15 protein-coding genes are annotated in these 16,657 nt (G+C 65.8%); 6 read left to right on the top strand and 9 right to left on the bottom strand.

All coding sequences use genetic code 11. From position 1 onward, the window contains the following. Nucleotides 1-174 precede the first annotated feature (174 nt). The 3 genes from IP86_RS19395 to IP86_RS19385 are packed head-to-tail and all read left to right on the top strand — an operon-like array spanning nt 175 to nt 2,974. Nucleotides 175-1,773 (top strand): ABC transporter substrate-binding protein, encoded by a 1,599-nt coding sequence (locus tag IP86_RS19395; RefSeq protein ID WP_054164088.1) that lies wholly within the window; start codon nt 175-177, stop codon nt 1,771-1,773. After that, on the top strand, nt 1,770-2,492 hold the full coding sequence (locus tag IP86_RS19390; RefSeq protein ID WP_054164065.1) for a cysteine hydrolase family protein: 723 nt from the start codon (nt 1,770-1,772) through the stop codon (nt 2,490-2,492). Before IP86_RS19395 ends, IP86_RS19390 begins: the two co-directional genes overlap by 4 nt. Further along, nucleotides 2,489-2,974, top strand: coding sequence for an L-2-amino-thiazoline-4-carboxylic acid hydrolase (locus IP86_RS19385; RefSeq protein WP_054164064.1), 486 nt, complete (start codon nt 2,489-2,491; stop codon nt 2,972-2,974). The genes IP86_RS19390 and IP86_RS19385 overlap by 4 nt, the downstream gene beginning before the upstream one ends. 176 nt (nt 2,975-3,150) lie before the next feature. Here the strand turns inward: IP86_RS19385 and IP86_RS19380 are convergent, their stop codons facing one another. Then, nucleotides 3,151-4,452: an NAD(P)/FAD-dependent oxidoreductase gene (locus IP86_RS19380; RefSeq protein WP_054164063.1), complete on the bottom strand. Its 1,302-nt coding sequence runs from the start codon at nt 4,450-4,452 to the stop codon at nt 3,151-3,153. Nucleotides 4,453-4,569: 117 nt separating this feature from the next. Between IP86_RS19380 and IP86_RS19375 the strand changes: the two genes are divergently transcribed. Continuing rightward, on the top strand, nt 4,570-5,427 hold the full coding sequence (locus IP86_RS19375) for a VOC family protein (RefSeq protein WP_054164087.1): 858 nt from the start codon (nt 4,570-4,572) through the stop codon (nt 5,425-5,427). A gap of 141 nt (nt 5,428-5,568) precedes the next feature. Beyond that, nucleotides 5,569-5,760 carry a hypothetical protein gene (locus IP86_RS19370; protein ID WP_054164062.1) on the top strand — a complete coding sequence of 64 codons (192 nt, stop codon included), beginning with the start codon at nt 5,569-5,571 and terminating at the stop codon, nt 5,758-5,760. A 118-nt stretch (nt 5,761-5,878) separates the two neighbouring features. Here the strand turns inward: IP86_RS19370 and IP86_RS19365 are convergent, their stop codons facing one another. The 4 genes from IP86_RS19365 to IP86_RS19350 form a co-directional block, all read right to left on the bottom strand. Continuing rightward, on the bottom strand, nt 5,879-7,114 hold the full coding sequence (locus IP86_RS19365) for an MFS transporter (protein WP_245290678.1): 1,236 nt from the start codon (nt 7,112-7,114) through the stop codon (nt 5,879-5,881). A gap of 82 nt (nt 7,115-7,196) precedes the next feature. Next, nucleotides 7,197-7,790, bottom strand: a complete 594-nt coding sequence (locus IP86_RS19360; protein WP_054164061.1) for a PRC-barrel domain-containing protein — start codon at nt 7,788-7,790, stop codon at nt 7,197-7,199. A gap of 48 nt (nt 7,791-7,838) precedes the next feature. Then, complete coding sequence (locus IP86_RS19355) at nt 7,839-10,037, bottom strand: amylo-alpha-1,6-glucosidase (RefSeq protein ID WP_054164060.1); 2,199 nt, start codon at nt 10,035-10,037, stop codon at nt 7,839-7,841. Between the two features lie 39 nt (nt 10,038-10,076). Continuing rightward, complete coding sequence (locus tag IP86_RS19350; protein WP_054164059.1) at nt 10,077-11,834, bottom strand: ABC transporter ATP-binding protein; 1,758 nt, start codon at nt 11,832-11,834, stop codon at nt 10,077-10,079. Between the two features lie 255 nt (nt 11,835-12,089). On the opposite strand from IP86_RS19350, the gene IP86_RS19345 reads away from it, so the two are divergent. Next, nucleotides 12,090-13,157, top strand: coding sequence for a glycosyltransferase family 4 protein (locus tag IP86_RS19345; protein ID WP_054164058.1), 1,068 nt, complete (start codon nt 12,090-12,092; stop codon nt 13,155-13,157). 226 nt (nt 13,158-13,383) lie between these two features. Here IP86_RS19345 and IP86_RS19340 read toward each other — a convergent pair whose 3' ends face one another. Genes IP86_RS19340 through IP86_RS19325 form a run of 4 tightly spaced genes read right to left on the bottom strand, consistent with a single transcriptional unit; the run spans nt 13,384 to nt 16,657 of the window. Next, complete coding sequence (locus IP86_RS19340) at nt 13,384-14,370, bottom strand: branched-chain amino acid ABC transporter permease (RefSeq protein ID WP_054164057.1); 987 nt, start codon at nt 14,368-14,370, stop codon at nt 13,384-13,386. Beyond that, entirely contained in the window at nt 14,367-15,230 is an 864-nt protein-coding gene (locus tag IP86_RS19335) for a branched-chain amino acid ABC transporter permease (RefSeq protein ID WP_054164056.1), read from the bottom strand. The genes IP86_RS19340 and IP86_RS19335 overlap by 4 nt, the downstream gene beginning before the upstream one ends. Before the next feature lie 10 nt (nt 15,231-15,240). Beyond that, nucleotides 15,241-15,945, bottom strand: a complete 705-nt coding sequence (locus IP86_RS19330) for an ABC transporter ATP-binding protein (protein ID WP_054164055.1) — start codon at nt 15,943-15,945, stop codon at nt 15,241-15,243. Continuing rightward, a complete protein-coding gene (locus IP86_RS19325; protein WP_054164054.1) occupies nt 15,938-16,657 on the bottom strand; it encodes an ABC transporter ATP-binding protein in 720 nt (239 codons plus the stop codon). The genes IP86_RS19330 and IP86_RS19325 overlap by 8 nt, the downstream gene beginning before the upstream one ends.

Raw genomic sequence — 16,657 nt, 5'->3', positions numbered from 1 at the left:
AGCGTTTAAGCTGAATTAATGTGAGAAAAATTGAACTACGCGGGGCGCGGAGAGCAGCAAACCATTCTCCTCGCCCATTGCGCCCACCGCCCTGCGGCGGCTCGAAAATTGCCCCGGCAAGTAGCTTGCCGGCCCTCGCCCAGCCGCATTCGCCAACGGAGTCGAACCTTGAAGATGCAACCGCTCGTTTCCCGGCGCACGTTCCTGTCGTCGGTCGCATTGGCTGCGCTCGTCGCGGCGCAGCCCCGCGTCGTTCTGGCCGAGGACGCCCCCCTCCGGGGCGGGGTGGTCAACGTTCACATGAATGCGGAGCAACGCATCCTCAACCCGGCGATCCGGGCGTCGGTCGACGTGTATCTGGTCGGCAGCAAGATCGTCGAGCCGCTGGTGGATCTGGACAGCGCCGGCAAGCCCGTCGGCGTGCTGGCGACCGCCTGGAAAACGTCGGCCGACGGCAAGACGATCACCTTCACCCTGCGTGAGAACGTGAAGTGGCACGATGGCAAGCCCTTCACGTCGGCAGATGTCCAGTACACCGCGATGGAGCTCTGGAAGAAGTACTTGAACTATGGCTCGACCTTGCAGCGGAGCCTGCAGGCGGTTGAAACACCTGATGCGCACACGGCCGTGTTCCAGTATTCCGAACCGATGCCGCTGGACCTGCTGCTGCGCGCATTGCCGGACCTCGGGTATATCGCGCCGAAGCACGTCTATGAGGGCACCAACGTTCTCGACAATCCGGCGAACATCGAGCCGATCGGCACCGGCCCGTTCAAGTTCGTGAAATACGAGCGCGGTCAGTACATCATCGCCGACCGCAATCCGGACTACTGGCGCCAGGGCTTCCCCTATCTCGACCGCATCGTATGGAAGTTCATCCCCGACAAATCGGCGGCGGCGATGGCCCTGGAAAGCGGGTCGGTGGACCTCAGCGCTTATACGTCGCTGACGTTGTCGGACATCAATCGGCTTCGCGGGCACAAGGACTTCAACGTCTCCACCAAGGGCAATGAAGGCAACGCAGTGCAGAACACGGTGGAGTTCAACTTCCGCCGCAAGGAGCTGTCCGATATTCGCGTGCGGCGTGCCATCATTCACGCCATCAACACTGATTTCTTCATCGAGAACCTGCTTTACGGCTTCGGCAAACGCGGACAAGGCCCGATCCCTCAGTCTTCGGACTTCTTCGTGCCCGGCGCGCCGGATCTGAAATACGACGTCGCGCTCGCCAACAAGCTGCTGGACGAGGCCGGATATCCGCGCACCAACGGCCAGCGCTTCAAACTTCGACTGCTGCCCGCGCCGTGGGGCGAGGATGTCAGTTCTTTCGCAACCTTCATCCAGCAGTCCCTGACCGAGGTCGGCATTCAGGTCGAACTCGTGCCGCGAGATGCAGCGGGATTCCTCTCCGACGTCTACCGCGACTGGAATTTCGACCTGGCGACCGGACGTCACCAGTACAGGAGCGATCCGGCGGTCAGCACGACGGTCTGGTATCGCTCCGGTGCCACCAAAGGCGCGCCCTGGACTAACCAGTGGGGCTGGCAGGATGCCGAGATCGATCAGATCATCGACAAGGCAGCGATCGAACTCAATCCCCAAGTGCGCAAGCAGCTCTATACCGAGTTCGTGAAGCTGGCCAACACGCAGGTGCCCGTGTGGATGGCGACCGACCGCGAGTTCATCACGGTCACTAACAAAAAACTTCGCAATGACCGCAATACGCCACGTTGGCCCTCCAGCAGCTGGCATGACCTGTGGGTGCAGAAATGACCGGCGTCGCCCCGAAGCTGAACTCCACGCCCTATCCGTTTCCGCTTCACGGCGCGCTGACGACGCACAACACCGCCCTACTCGTCATCGATGTGCAGGGCGATTTCTGCGCCGAGGGTGGTTACATGCACCAGTTCGGCTTCGACCTCTCCGCCCTGCGGCGACCGATCCCGGTCATCGCTCGCGTTCTCGAAGCCTGCCGCGCGATCGGCCTGCCGGTGATCCACACCCGCGAGACGTTCAAGCCGGACCTCTCGGACGTGCAGCCGCATCGACTTTGGCGCGGCATCGACGGCAAAGGCGTAGCAGTCGGTGACGAGGGCCCGAAAGGGCGCTATCTGATCGAAGGTGCCGAGTGCTGGCAGATCATCCCGGAGCTCGCTCCGCTCGATGGAGAGCCGGTGTTCGACAAGCCCTCCTATGGCGCGTTCGGCTTCACCGATATCGAAAAGTATCTGCGTGAGCGAGCCATCACCAACCTGATCCTGACCGGGCTCACGACCGACTGCTGCATCCACACCAATGTGCGCGAGGCGCTCGACCGTGGCTTTGACTGCCTGACGCTGTCGGACGGCACCGGGGCCTGCTTCGAAGCCGTGCATGAGGCAGCCATTCAGCTGCTGATCAAGAAGAGCGGCGTGTTTGGTGCGGTGGCCGAGAGTGCGGCACTGCTCGAGGTCCTGGAACGACTCCCCGCTGCGGAATTGGCTTCATCATGAGCGCGGAAGAAGAACTCGGCATCCTCGCCCGCCGGCGGATCGAAGCCGGCATCATCAAGCCGATCTACGAAACGCTGTGCGCGCATCTGGGCAAGGACCGGGCTCAATCGCTGATCGGCGAGGCGATTGCCAAGACCGCCGTCGAGGCGGGCCGCGAATGCGCGGCGCGCGAGCCGGGCGGAGCGGATATCCGCAGCTTCGTGGAGTTGCAGAAGCTGTGGACGCAGGACGACGCCCTGGAGGTCGAGGTCCTGCGCGCGGACGATACCGGCTTCAGTTACGACGTCCATCGTTGTCGCTACGCCGAAATGTATCGCGACATGGGGCTGGGGGAGATCGGACACCTGCTCTCGTGCAACCGGGACCACGGTTTCATCGAAGGCTACGATCCCCGCGTCGAGCTGACCCGCACGCGTACGCTGATGTCGGACGGCCAATGCTGCGACTTCCGCTACCAGGTCAAAGCGGCCGCTAAGAAGTAAGCGGGCGTGGCATTGGCGGGACCTGCCGGGCACGTGAGAGCCTGCCGTATATTCGATCCCTGAAATGACACCGTGAACCTCGTCATTGCGAGGAGCGAAGCGACGAAGCAATCCAGCTTCCGGTGCGTGGCCCTGGATTGCTTCGCTTCGCTCGCAATGACGGAGAGGCAGCGTGACTACGCGATCTCCTTGCTGTCGCGATGCCGGTACAGCACCATCATCAGCGGCGCGAACGGGCGGAGCAGTTCGTTGGCCGGGATCGGCGTCGGCTCGGTGAAGGGCAACGCCAGCTCGCCGTCCGGCACGCCCTGCACCGCTTTCGACAACTGATCGCCCAGCGCGATCGACAGCGCGACGCCGCGGCCGTTGCAGCCGGTCCAGCCGTAGGCGTTGGGGCCGAGGCGGTGGATGTGCGGCAGGTAGTCGGTGGTCATGCCGATGAAGCCGTTCCAGACGTAGTCGAACTTCACCTCGCCGATCTGCGGCCACAGGCTCTGCAGCCGCCTGCCGACGCGCGCCTTCAACGTCGCGACCTGGTTGAACGGCCGGATGATCGCGCCGCCGGTGACGAAGCGGTTGCGGGCGTCGAAGCGGCCGAAGATCAGTTCGCCGTGGGTGTCCGACATCGCCTGCCGGCCCGGGATCATGCTTTTGCGCACGTTGTCGCCGAGCGGCTGCGTCGCCATCTGCCACGACCGCACCGGCATCACCTCGCTGGCGATCGCCGGCGCCAGCGTCTTGGCGAATTCGCCGGTGTAGGCGTTGCTGGCGACCACCAGCGCGCGGCCGCTGATCTCGCCCTGCGCGGTCCGGACGATCCAGCGACCGCCGCGGCGCTCGATGCTTGTCGCCGGCGAGCGCGCGAAGATTTTTCCGCCTTGCGCGACGACGGCACGGGCGAGCCCGCGCGCCAGCGCCAGCGGATTGATGTGGCCGCCGGTCCTGTTCCAGAAGCCACCGAACCACGCGTCCGAGCCGAGCATGTCCCGCACCTGGTCGCGCGACAGCAGCTCGACCGGCGCGCCGACCTTCGACCATTGCCGAACCCGGCGCTCGGCGATCTTGATGCGGCCGGGCGAATGCACCGGCTGCACCCAGCCGTTCTGCTCCTGCTCGGCGTCGATGCCGTGGCGCCGCGCCACGTCGAACAGGATCGACGCACTGTCGCGGATCAGTCCGACCAGCCGCTCGCCGGCGGCGCCGTGTTTGGCGACGATGTCGTCCGGGTCGGGCCGGGACAGCGTCGGGATCACCTGGCCGTTGTTGCGGCCGGACGCGCCCCAGCCCGGCTCGGCGGCCTCGACCACCGCGACGTCGACGCCGGCCTCTCGCAGATGCAGCGCCGTCGACAGCCCGCTGAAGCCGCCGCCGATCACCACGACGTCGGCGGCTTCAGTGCCGCGCAATTCCGGCAGATCGGGTCCCGGCGGCGTTACCGCGGCCCACAGCGAATCCGGCCAGCGCACGTCGGCAGTCATTCTCGGTCCTTCCATCGATTTCAATCGCGCCCGCTTCGCCTCCGACCTGCGTCGGGTTGCGGCGGCGGAACGATCTGGCTAGCCTACTCTGCAAGAGTTTTGGGGAGCAAAGCCAGCGTGTCACTGCAATACGTCGTCGGAATCGATCACGCCGTGGTCATGGTCAAGGATCTGGACGCCGCCGCGGCCAATTGGCAGCGGCTCGGCTTCACGCTGTCGCCGCGGGGCACCCACAGCCCGGCGCTCGGCTCCGGCAATTACACCATCATGTTCGGGCACGATTACATCGAGCTGCTAGGCATCCTGAACCCGACCGAGCACAACGCGCCGAGCCGCGCCTTCCTCGCCGCCCGCGGCGACGGCATCGAGCGGATTGCTTTCACCACCACCGACGCCGCCAAGGGCGCTGACGAGCTGCGTGACCTCGGCCTCGACGCGGTCGGGCCGATCGATTTCGGCCGGCCGGTGCCGCTGCCGGGCGGCGGCGAAGACGAAGCGCGCTTCAGCATCTTCCAGTGGCCGGTGACCGAGGCGCCCGCCGGGCTGCGCATCTTCGCCTGTCAGCACCACACCCGCGGCACCGTGTGGATTCCCGAGCTGCAGAGCCACGCCAACGGCGCCACCGGGCTGGTGCGCGTGCTGATCGCCGCGCCGCGGCCGGAGAGCGACGCCCGGCACATGCTGCGGCTGATCGACGGCGAGCAATATTCCGAGCCAGATGGCAGCGTCGTGGTGCCGTCGGGATCCGATCGCGCCGAATTCGTCTTCCTGTCGCGCGACACGCTGGCGCAGCAGTATCCGGGCATCGCGCTCGACACCGTGCCGGAGCGCGGCGGCGCCGGCCTCATCATTGCGGTCAGCGACCTCGCCGCCACTGCGCAGGCCGTGGGGGCGGCCGGCAAGACGCTGGGCAACAGCGTGGTGGTGCCGCCGAGCGCGGCCAACGGCGTGCTGCTGGTGTTTGTGCAACGCTAAGATTTTAACGAAGGGCCACAGGAACAATTTCCCGGTCGCTGGCGTTTCTGCGCCGTCGAGCCTGCTCGACGGTCTGAAGCGTGCGGGCGCCTGAGAAAGCGCCCGATTTCCGGGAGCGCTGGCAGTTGCCGGCGAGGGTTGATGTCCGACGCCTATGTGATCGAAGTGAGCTCGCGCACCGCCGGCATCGTCGTGCGCGACGGACGCAACTTCTGCTTCCACGCCGCCCATCACGACTTCCACAGCCTCGAACGCCGCACCTTCGCGTCGCTGCTCGCCGCGCAGAAGGCCGCGAAATCCTGCGCCGAGCAGATTCGGAAATTGATGGGCTGACGAGCCTCTCCACCGTCATTGCGAGCGAAGCGAAGCAATCCAAAGGCGCCGAGCACTGCGTCTCTGGATTGCTTCGTCGCTGCGCTCCTCGCAATGACGAGAGACTGAGTCTTGACGCTCAACTCTTCTCCGGCTCCACCTTCCGCGTTTCCGGCATCAGCAGCCACACCAGCGTCAGGCCGAGCGCGGCGACGCTGGCGAGGCCGAGGAAGGCTGCGTGGCTGCCGAACTTGTCGGCCACCAGTCCGGCCACGACGTTGCTGAGCGATGCGCCGATGCCGCCGGCCGTCCCAACCACGCCTTGGGCGAAGCTGAAATGTCCGCTGCCGAACGCGACGTCGGCGATGATCAGCGGCACCAGCACGGCGAACACCGCCGCGGTGACGCCGTCGAACACCTGCACTGCGACCAGCAGATACGGGTCGGTGACGGTCGAGAACAGCACACCGCGGATCGCCAGCGCACCGAAGCCGGCGAACAGCAGCGGCTTGCGGCCGATCACTTGCGCCCATCTGCCCACACGCGGCGAAAACAGCGCCACGATCGCCTGCGGCACGACGATACAGAACGCAATCAGCGCCGGCGCGGAGTCACTGGAGCGCGCCGTGACGGCGCTGGCCATCAGCGGCAGCATCGCCGCATTGGCGAGTTGCAGCATCAGCATCGCTCCGGCGAACACCAGCAGCGGCCGCTGCTGCAGCAACTTCGCGAGATCGGAAAACCGGAAGCCCGGCGCAGCGTCGGCGCGTGCCGCACCGTGCGCCTGGGCAGAGTCGATCTCGCTGCCGCGAATGCGCGACAACGCGATCAGCGTCGGAATCACCAGCAGGCAGGTGACGAGAAACACCGAGCGGCTCGACAGCAGATAGCCGGCGGTGCCCATCACGGCGGCGGCCACGCCGTTGCCGAGCGAGGCACAGCGGGCGTTGCGGCCGAGCCGTTCGCCGATCGCGTAGCGCCCGACCAAGCCGAGGCTGATCGCAGCGATCGACGGGCCGAGCACGCAGCTCGCCGCCGCGTGCAGCGTCGCCGCCGCCATCACGACGGGGAAGATCGGCAGCAGCGCATAGGCCAGCGCTGCAAGGCCAATGGCCGCCACGGCGGCGCCAGCGACTTTGCGCTCGTCTTTCGCTGCGTCGACGAGCGCGCCACCCGGCATCTGGCCGATCAACCCGATGATGCCGCCGACCGACAGAACCAGGCCGATCTCGACCTGGGTCCATTTCTGGGTGGTGAGATACACCGCGATGAACGGGCCGAACCCGGTCTGCACGTCGGCGAGAAAGAAGATGAACCAGTCGAGCCCGCGCTGGCTCTGCTGCGACGGAGCACGCGGCGGCTCCGGTGCCCGCACCGGATCGTCGCCCGGCGGCTCGGCCGGCGCGGAATGGTGCGGGCCGAATCCGGCTCCGCGCTCGGGGAGCGGCGCGCTCAGACTACTTCTCCGGGCCGAACTCGAGCGGCGACAGCTTACCGGAAGCCCCGAGCACGACCACGGTCTGGTCGTCCTTGTACTCCGGCGCAGCGCGCACCTGGTCACGCGTCAGCGCGAGCGTGACCTTGTCCTCCTTCTTGGCGATGGTGCTGAACTTCAGCGCGGTCCAATCCACTGCGATCTTGCGGCTGCCGACGCCGAGGAAGCCGCCGAAATCGATGATCGCGGCGCGGGTCTTGCCTTCCTTATCGACCACGATGTCGACGATGCGGCCCATATCTTCGTCGGCCGCGCTGCGCACTTCACGACCAAGTACACCGCGCGCATCATCGGGACTAATCACTGTCACGGTCGGCGGATCGCTTTTCGCGGTCGCGGACGACTTTGCGGGGGGCTTGGCAGGCTCGGCCTGTTTGGCGGGTTCAGCCTGCTTGGCCGGCTCAGCAGGTTTCGCCGGTTCCGCCGGCTTGGCGGGTTCGGCCTGATTGGCCGGCTCCGCAGGTTTTGCGGGATCGGCCGGATCGGCGCGCAGTCCGGCCGAGACGACGCTGGTGATCACCACCAGGGCGAACGCAGTACTAAACCGGATGTGCATCGAGCCTCCCTCACGGCGACGGCGTCGCCGTGCTCCTCATCGGAGCGTCTATCGAGCCAACACGATCGAAACCTGAATGCGCCCGTCGGTGCGCAGCACTTCCATCGACACGCCGTCACCATGTCGGCGTACCCGCAGATCGATGCTGGCGGCGCCGATCCGCAGATCGCGCAACACCACCTCGTTCAGGAACGCCGGCAGCCGCGGATTAACCAGGCGGATCTCGTGCCGGTCGGCATCGAATTGAATGCCGAGCGCGGCTTCGAGCAGGGTGAACGGCGTCGCGCTGGCCCAGGCCTGCGGCGCGCAGGCGACCGGATACAGCGTCGGACCGCGGCGTCGCTCGCGCTGGAAGCCGCAGAACAACTCCGGCAACCGGCGCAGCTCCATATAGGTCGCGGCGTCGAACAGGCCCTTGAACACGTTCTCCACCGCAGCCTTGAAGCCGTAGCGGGCAAAGCCGAGCGTGATCAGCGCGTTGTCGTGCGGCCAGATCGATCCGTCGTGATACGACATCGGATTGTAGCGCGGCTCGCCGCAGGCGATGGTGCGGATGCCCCAGCCGGAGAAGAAGTGCGGCCGCATCAGGTCCGTCGCGACCAGCCGGGCGCGATCCGCCCGCACCATCCCGGTGAACAGCACCTGCCCCGCGTTGGAGCTGCGCACCTTGCAGGGCCGCTTGGCGCCGTCGAGCGCCAGTGCGTAGGTGCCGAGTTCCTCGCACCAGAACGCGCGCTCGAATTGGGCCGCGAGCTTGTCGGCCTGCTGCTCGAGTTCGGCAGCGCGCTCGGTGTGCCCGAGCCTGCGCGCGCATAGCGCGGCGAGCCGTTTGGCGGCGAACACATAGCCCTGCACTTCAGCGAGCGCGATATTGCCCTCCGCGAGCTTGCCGTCGGCATGGAAAATCGCGTCGTACGAATCCTTCCAGCCCTGGTTCTGCAGGCCCTGGTCGGTGGCGCGCTGATACTCGACGAAGCCGTCGCGGTCCGGATCGCCCGGGCCATCGATCCAGCCCAGCCCCTTCTCGATCGCCGGCCACAACACTTTCAGTGTTTCGTCGTCACCGGTGCGCTGGACGTACAGACCCGCCAGCATCACGAACAGCGGCGTCGAGTCGACGCTGCCGTAATATTGCGCGAACGGCACTTCACGCAGCGCCGCCATCTCGCCGCCGCGCATTTCGTGCAGGATCTTGCCGGGCGCCGCATCATTGAGCGGATCGACGCTGGTTGCCTGGAACGCCGCGAGCCGGCGCAGCACGCCGCGGGCGATGCGCGGATCGATCCACAGCATCTGCAGCGCGGTGATCAGTCCGTCGCGGCCGAACGTCGTCGAGTACCAAGGAATGCCCGCATAAGGATAGCGGCCCTGCGGCGTTTCGGTGATCAGGATGTTGAGGTCGGCCATCGCCTGGCACAGCACCTCGTTGAAGATGTCGTTCGAGGTCTCGACCGTGGTGGCGCCGCGCGTCGACTCGCGCATCTCGCGGCGATGCGCCAGCAGGCTGCGGAAGAACGGCATCGGCTTCTGCGACGCCGGCTTGTTGCAGCTCACCGCGACGAAGACCGAGGCGGTCTGCCCCGGCGCCAGCTTGATCTGGTACATTGCGCGGCCGGCCTTGAGCTGCCTCGGAGCCGGATCGAAGTGCAGCGCCGTGCTGCGTGTGACATCGTCGAGCCCGCGATAATCGAACACGACGCTCGTGTCTGAGACTCGCCGGCTGCTCGCGGTGCCGCGCCGCGGCCGCACGCTGCCGCGGACCTCGAACAGATCGGCGAAGTCGCTGTCGAAATCCAGCGTCAGCTCGAAGCTCGCGTCGGCATCACCATGGTTTTGACAGCCGATGCGCTGAAACGCGGTGTCGCGCCACAAGAAGATGGTGCGGACGATGTGCAGCAGATCTTTGGCGAGGACCAGCCGGCCTTCGCGATAGATATCGGGATTGGTGAGATCGACCGTCAACGCCGAATTGTCGTCGCGCAGATTGGAGCCGAGCAGCAGCGGCTGCACGTCGGCGAGGCGCAGCTGCAACCGTGCCAGATAGCGCGTGTCGGCGTTGAACAGGCCGTCGCTGGCGCCACCGGGCGCGCCGAGATCGCCGTGGCTGTCGAGCACCATGAAAGTGTCGTCGTGCTTCAGCACGGTCCGCGGCCGCGCCGGTCCGGTCATCGGGATGTAGAACGGCGACTCCGCAGACGGCGTCGATTCAGGCGCCGCTGCAGGTTGGGTCATCACGTCAGAAAGCATCGATCATCCTATCGCTGCTGGAACGTCGCAACCGCCGCGTCAGGCCGCGTGAGCAGCCAGGCGGCTGATCTCGCGCGAAACCAGGTCGCGGTAAGGCCCCTCGCCCTGCATCAGGCGATCGGGCGGACCGTCCTCGATGATACGACCATTCTGCAGCACCACCACCCGGTCGAAATTTCGCAGCGTCGCGAGACGATGCGCGATCGCAATCACGGTCCGGCCATGCATCAACCGCGCCAACGCTTCGCGGATGGCTTCTTCCGAATCGGAGTCGAGCGCGGCGGTGGCCTCGTCGAGTAGCAGGATCGGCGCATCCTTCAGGAAGGCGCGCGCGATCGCCAAGCGTTGACGCTGCCCGCCGGACAGTTTGAAGCCGCGGTCGCCCACCATGGTGTCGAGCCCTTCCGGCAACGTTTCGACGAAATCGCAACGTGCCGCAATCGCTGCCTGCAGCACTTCCTCGTCGGTCGCGCCCGGCCGGCCATAGCGGATGTTGTCGCGAATCGAACGCTGGAACAGCGAGATGTCCTGCGGCACGACGGAGATCGCTTCGCGCAGACTATGCTGGGTGACACGCGAGATGTCCTGGCCGTCGATGGTGATGCTGCCGTCCTGCACGTCGTAGAAGCGCTGCAGCAGCGTGAACAAGGTCGACTTGCCGCCGCCGGAGGTGCCGACCAGGCCGACCCGCTCGCCGGCGTTCAGCCGCAGCGTGAAGCGATCGAACACCTTGGAGCCGCCCGGATACTGGAACGACACGTTGTTGAACGTGATCGCAGCACCGGCGCGAATCAGCGGCTCGGCCTCGGGATGATCGCTGAGTTCGTGCGGCGTCAGCAGCGTCGCGATCGCCTCGCCGAGGCGGGCGACGTGCTGGGTGACGTCGACCAGCGCCACCGCGAGGTCGCGGGTGGCGTGCAGAATCGACAGGCCGAGCGTGCAGATCAGCACGACGTCGCCGGTCGAGGCACCGCCGCGCTGCCACAGCATGATGGCCCAGGCGAGCAGCGCCACGGTCAGCACGATGGTGATCACAGCGTGCAACAGGCGCAGCCGCTCCAAGTAACGTAAGCTGCGGCCGCGCGCGTTCACTTCGAGATTGACCGTGTTCTCGAACCGCGCGTGCTCGTAGCCGAGGCCGCAGAACGCGCGCACCAGCGGCATATTATTAATGACATCGACCATCTCGCCGTCGACCGTCGCGGCCTTGTCGGCGAACTCGTCGTGCAGCGGCTTGCCGTCGGCGGCGAGCTTGAACACCAGCGCCAGCAGCAGCGCGGCCGCGAGGCCGAGCGCCAGCGCCATGGTTCCGCTCACCGTCGCGATCAGCGTGATCGCCAGGAAGGTCGCGATGCACGGCGGCAGCACGTTCCAGACGAACATGTTTTCGATGGTGAACACCGCATTGGAGGTGGCGGTGATGCGGCTGGACAACATGCCGGGCAGGCGATCGGAGAAGTAGCTCGGCGCATGTCCGGTCAGATGCCGGAACATGTCGCGACGCAGATCCGCGGTGACGGCGGGGAACGTGAAACTCCCGATCCAACTGGCGACGCGCCACAGCAGATTGTCGGCGGCGATGAGGGCGACGAGAAACAGAAAGCCGAGCCAGACCACGCCGGACTGGCCGCCACTCAATCCGTCGACCAGATACTTGACGCCGTACTGAGTGCCGACCGAACAGGCAACTGCCAACAAAACACACCCGAGAATGATCGCATGTGTGCCCGGTCTTTGACGAACGTAGCGCAAAATGAAGGCAAACGGCCGACGCGAGTAGCCTGAAAGAGAGTCCATAAAAGTCCGCCTCCGCAACGCATCTTCGCCAAGGTCGCTAGCGATACAGCTTTACGCCGGGATCACTGCCCTGTTCCATTCTCGGCAACCGCAAGAGGGCATCGGGAAGTGGCATCAACAAGACAGCAACGTGGAAGAAGTGAGCGCATGCAAGGAACCTCGCAGGTGCAAAAACGTTCCCGCAGCTGGCAATGCCGGTGCCATTCGATCCAAGCCCATGTTCAACGTTCTCACGTACCAACAGGAGACTAGTCGATGCGCATCGCGCAGGTCGCTCCTCTCACCGAAGCTATCCCCCCGAAGCTCTACGGCGGCACCGAACGTGTGGTGCACTGGTTGACGGAAGAACTCGTGGCGCTCGGCCACGACGTGACGTTGTTCGCCAGCGGTGATTCAATCACCTCTGCCAAGCTCGAAGCGCCATGGCCCCGCGCGCTCCGACTCGACGGCGCAGTGCGAGATCCCAACGCGCTGCATATGATGATGCTGGAACAAGTACGACGGCGCTGTGACAACGAGGAGTTCGATCTCCTCCACTTCCATCTCGACTACTATCCGTGGTCGCTGTTTCACCGCCAGCCGACGCCTTTTCTGACCACGCTGCACGGCCGTCTCGACCTTCCCGAACACCAGCCGGTGTTCTCCACGTTCTCCGAAGTCCCTGTGGTGTCGATTTCGGATTCGCAGCGCCGGCCGGTGCCGAACGCCAACTGGATCCGCACCATCCATCACGGCCTGCCCGCGGATCTGCTTTCGCCGATCGCCACCAAGCCCGGCTATCTCGCCGTGCTCGGCCGCATCGCTCCGGAGAAGGGAGTCGACCGCGCCATCCGCATCGCCATCCGCGCCGACATTCCGCTGAAGATTGCCGCCAAGGTCGACCGCGCCGATCAGGACTATTTCGAGCAGGTGATCGAGCCGATGCTGCATCACCCGCTGATCGAGTTCATCGGCGAGATCGGCGATCAGCAGAAGTCGGAATTCCTGTCAGGCGCGCTCGGCCTGCTGCTGCCGCTGGACTGGCCGGAGCCATTCGGCCTGGTGATGATCGAATCGATGGCCTGCGGCGCGCCGGTGATCGCCTATAATCGCGGCTCGGTGCCGGAGATCATCGAATCCGGACTGACCGGCTTTATCGTCGAGGACGAGACCAGCGCGGTCGCCGCCGTGCATCAGCTCGAAGAGCTCGACCGCTCGGCGATCCGCGCCCGCTTCGAAGAGCGCTTCACCGCGCGGCGGATGGCGCTGGATTATCTGGCGGCGTATCGCAGCCTGATGGCCAAGGCCGAGCCGAGGTTCCGGCTGGTGTCGAGCGCGGAGTAGGCTCGCCGGCAGAACTGGCGACTCAAACGAGAACGGCGCGGATGACCGCGCCGTTTTCCTTTGCTTCTGACGTCGCTGCATCGAAACCTCATGGTGAGGTGGCGCGAAGCGCCGTCTCGAACCATGGCCACGGGCACCCCGTCGCCTTCATCCTTCGAGACGCCCGGCTTCGCCGAGCTCCTCAGCATGAGGGCAGTGCAAGTGGAAGCGCCTGAACGCTTCGACCCTAGCGCGCCGGCGCGCGGCGGCGCAGCAGCAGCTTTTCGAACAGCGGCAGCAGGCCGCGCGGCGTCACCATGATGACGGCGATCACCACCACGCCGTAGATGAAGTAGTGCAGGCCGGGAATTGCGCCGCCCAGCTGGCCGCGCAGCACTTCGCCGAGCGGCACCAACAGCAGCGCGCCGAGCGCCGGCCCGAAGGCGCGGCCGAGGCCGCCGACGGTGGCGAACAGCACGATCTCGATGGTGATGGTCGGCGACGCCAGCTGATACGGATCGGCGAAGGTGAGATAACGGACGTAGCAGGTGCCGACGATCGAGGTCAGCACTGCCGAGATCGTCATCGCGACGATCTTGTGACGAAGCACGTTGACGCCGATCGCCTGCGCAGCCTTCTCATTGTCGCGGATGGTGCGCAGATAATAACCGAGCGGCGCATTGAGGATGGCGACGTTGATCAGCACGATCACCGCCGACAGCCCGAGCATCACCCAATAGGCGCCTTGCACGCCGCCGAATTGGAACGCCGTCACGTCGCCGGTGTCGCGCGGCAGCAGCAGGCCGGAGGCGCCGCCGAGGAACTCCCAGCCCTCGACCACGATTGCCGCCATCTCGGCGAACGCCAGCGTGATCAGCACGAACGACAGATGCCCGAGCTGAAACCGGAAGTCGATCCAGGCGATGATCGCGCCGAGCGCGCCGGCGACCGCCGCGGAGATCACCAAGCCGGCCCACATGTTGATGCCGAGCTTGACCTGCAGCGCTGCCGCCAGCATCGCGCCGGTGCCGATGAACAGGCTGTGCGCCAGCGAGATCTGTCCGGCCATGCCGCCGACGATATTCCACGCCGACGCCAGCGCCACATAGACCAGCGCGATGGTGAGGATGTGCAGATAATAGCTGTTCAGCGCCAGCGGCAGCGATGCCGCCAGCAGCAGGATCACCCACAGCGCCGGCGACGCCAGCGTCTTGTAGAAGCCGTCGTTGATCATGACGTCCTCCAGGTCAACCCTTGCGGGCGGAACAGCATGATCAGCACGAAGATCGCATAGGGCACCAGCCGGCCGAGCGCATCCGAGATGTAGACGGTGCCAAAGGCTTCGGCGATGCCGATGACGAGGCCGCTGAGCATGATACTGACGAAATTGGTCATGCCGCCGAGCACCACGATCAGCAGCGTGATGACGGTGTATTGCAGACCCTGCGTCGGCTGGATCGGCGTCCCGGGCAGCAGCAGCGCGGCCGCGACCGCCAGGATGGCGACGCCGATCGCAAACGTGACGACCTGGACGCGGCCGACGTCGACGCCCATCAGCGCCGCGGCGCGCGCGTTCTGATGCACGGCGCGGATCGAGCGGCCGAAATCGGTCGAGCGCAGCATGATGTAGAGCCCGATCGCCATCGCGAAGGCGACCACGCAGGCGATCACGTTAGGCATCCGCAGCACGACTTCGCCCAAAATGATCAGCTTGGACTCGACGGCCGACGGCACGCGGGCTGGCTGACCGCCGAACACCATCAGGATGCCGTTCTGCAGCAGCAGGCTGAGGCCGAGCGTGAGCTGCACGATCATCAGGAATTGGTGCCCGGCCATTGGCCGCAGCAGGAAGCGATAGACCAGCGCGCCGATCGCCGCCATCACCGGAATGGTGATGATGGCTGAGACGTAAGGGTCCATCGCGAAGGCGGAGAACAACGCCAGCGACATGAACATCGCCAGCGAGATAAAGTCGCCATGGGCGAAGTTGACGATGCCGCTGACGCCGTAGACCAGTCCCATGCCGAGCGCGAGCAGCCCGTAGGTGCTGCCGATCAGTACGCCTTGCGCCAAGGCCTGCCAGAACTCGCTCACTTGATCCTCCTCACAGCCCCAGATAGGCCTGCCGCGTGCGCGGGTCGTTCTTGACGATATCGGCGTCGCCCTCGACCGCGACCTGGCCGCGCTCCAGCACGTAGCAGCGCTGAGCGTGGCGCAGCGTCAGATTGAGATTCTGCTCGACCAGCAGCATGGTCAGCCCGTCCTTGTGCAGCCGGTCGATGATCTCGAAGATGTACTGCACGAACAGCGGCGACAGGCCGAGCGACGGCTCGTCCAGCATCAGGATGCGCGCTTCGGCCATCAGCCCGCGGCCGATCGCCAGCATCTGCTGTTCGCCGCCGGACAGCGTGCCGGCCGCCTGGGTCAGCCGCTCCTTCAGCCGCGGAAACAGCTCGAGCACCTTGTCCATCTGCGCCGGCCGATGCGGCCGCGCGCGATCGCAGAAGCCGCCGAGCAGCAGGTTCTCGCGAATGCTCATCTCGGGAAACACCAGTCGCCCCTCGGGCACCTGGATGATGCCGAGCTCCACGCGTTCACGCGCGGTGGCGCGGGTGATGTCCTTGCCTTCGAACAGGATGCGGCCGGACATCGGCTGCACGATGCCCGACAGGCAATTGATCAGCGTGGTCTTTCCGGCATTGTTGGCGCCGAGCAGGCCGACGAGCTCGCCGGCCGCGAGCCGCACCGAGACGTCGCGCAGCATTGGCGTGCCGCCATAGCCGGCGACCAGCCCTTCGACCTCAAGCATCGAGGTGCTCCCCGAAATACGCGTCGATGACCTTCTGATCCTTGATGATCGCGTCCGGCGTGCCTTCGCCGATCTTCTCGCCGAAATTGATCACCACCATCCGGGTCGCCATCCGCATGATCACCGGCATCACGTGCTCGACCATCACGATGGTGACGCCCGACTGGTTGAGCTCGCGGATGATCTGCATCGGCGCCTCGGTTTCGGCCATGGTGAGGCCGGCCATCACCTCGTCGAGCAGGATACACTGCGGATCGGTGGCGACGCATTTGGCGACTTCGAGCAGCTTCTTGTCCTGCAGTGACAGAGTCGCCGGCGTCTCGCCGAGCTTGCCGCCGAGGCCGACGCGGGTCAGCACCGCGGCGGCGTAGTCGGTCGCCTCGCGGATCGGCCGCCGCGTGAGCGCCGCCGTGGTGACGACCTCGAGGGTCGTCATGTCTGCGAAGGTCTGGACGATCTGGAAGCTGCGCACCAGACCGCGGCGCGTCAGCCGATCCGGCGAGATGCCGGTGATGCGCTGGCCGTCGAACCGCACCTCGCCACTGGTCGGCGGCGCGAAGCCGGAGATGACGCTGAACAGCGTCGTCTTGCCGGCGCCGTTCGGGCCGATGATGCCGAGGATCTCGCCGCGCTCGACGGCGAAGCTGACGTCGTTGAGCGCGAGCAGGCCGCCGAACCGCTTACTGACGTTGTCGACTTCGAGCAGCGCCAC

This window comes from Rhodopseudomonas sp. AAP120 (assembly GCF_001295845.1).
In the GTDB taxonomy this organism is placed as follows: domain Bacteria; phylum Pseudomonadota; class Alphaproteobacteria; order Rhizobiales; family Xanthobacteraceae; genus Rhodopseudomonas.
Note: the sequence above shows the minus strand (reverse complement) of the source record. Positions and strands in the feature narration are given on the sequence as shown.

What these genes read in the sequence shown, in the direction of transcription:
- IP86_RS19395 (WP_054164088.1), top strand. Translation starts at nt 175, where the DNA reads ATGCAACCGCTCGTTTCCCGGCGCACGTTCCTGTCGTCGGTCGCATTG.
- IP86_RS19390 (WP_054164065.1), top strand. Translation starts at nt 1,770, where the DNA reads ATGACCGGCGTCGCCCCGAAGCTGAACTCCACGCCCTATCCGTTTCCG.
- IP86_RS19385 (WP_054164064.1), top strand. Translation starts at nt 2,489, where the DNA reads ATGAGCGCGGAAGAAGAACTCGGCATCCTCGCCCGCCGGCGGATCGAA.
- IP86_RS19380 (WP_054164063.1), bottom strand. Translation starts at nt 4,452, where the DNA reads ATGACTGCCGACGTGCGCTGGCCGGATTCGCTGTGGGCCGCGGTAACG.
- IP86_RS19370 (WP_054164062.1), top strand. Translation starts at nt 5,569, where the DNA reads ATGTCCGACGCCTATGTGATCGAAGTGAGCTCGCGCACCGCCGGCATC.
- IP86_RS19360 (WP_054164061.1), bottom strand. Translation starts at nt 7,790, where the DNA reads ATGCACATCCGGTTTAGTACTGCGTTCGCCCTGGTGGTGATCACCAGC.
- IP86_RS19355 (WP_054164060.1), bottom strand. Translation starts at nt 10,037, where the DNA reads ATGCTTTCTGACGTGATGACCCAACCTGCAGCGGCGCCTGAATCGACG.
- IP86_RS19350 (WP_054164059.1), bottom strand. Translation starts at nt 11,834, where the DNA reads ATGGACTCTCTTTCAGGCTACTCGCGTCGGCCGTTTGCCTTCATTTTG.
- IP86_RS19345 (WP_054164058.1), top strand. Translation starts at nt 12,090, where the DNA reads ATGCGCATCGCGCAGGTCGCTCCTCTCACCGAAGCTATCCCCCCGAAG.
- IP86_RS19340 (WP_054164057.1), bottom strand. Translation starts at nt 14,370, where the DNA reads ATGATCAACGACGGCTTCTACAAGACGCTGGCGTCGCCGGCGCTGTGG.
- IP86_RS19330 (WP_054164055.1), bottom strand. Translation starts at nt 15,945, where the DNA reads ATGCTTGAGGTCGAAGGGCTGGTCGCCGGCTATGGCGGCACGCCAATG.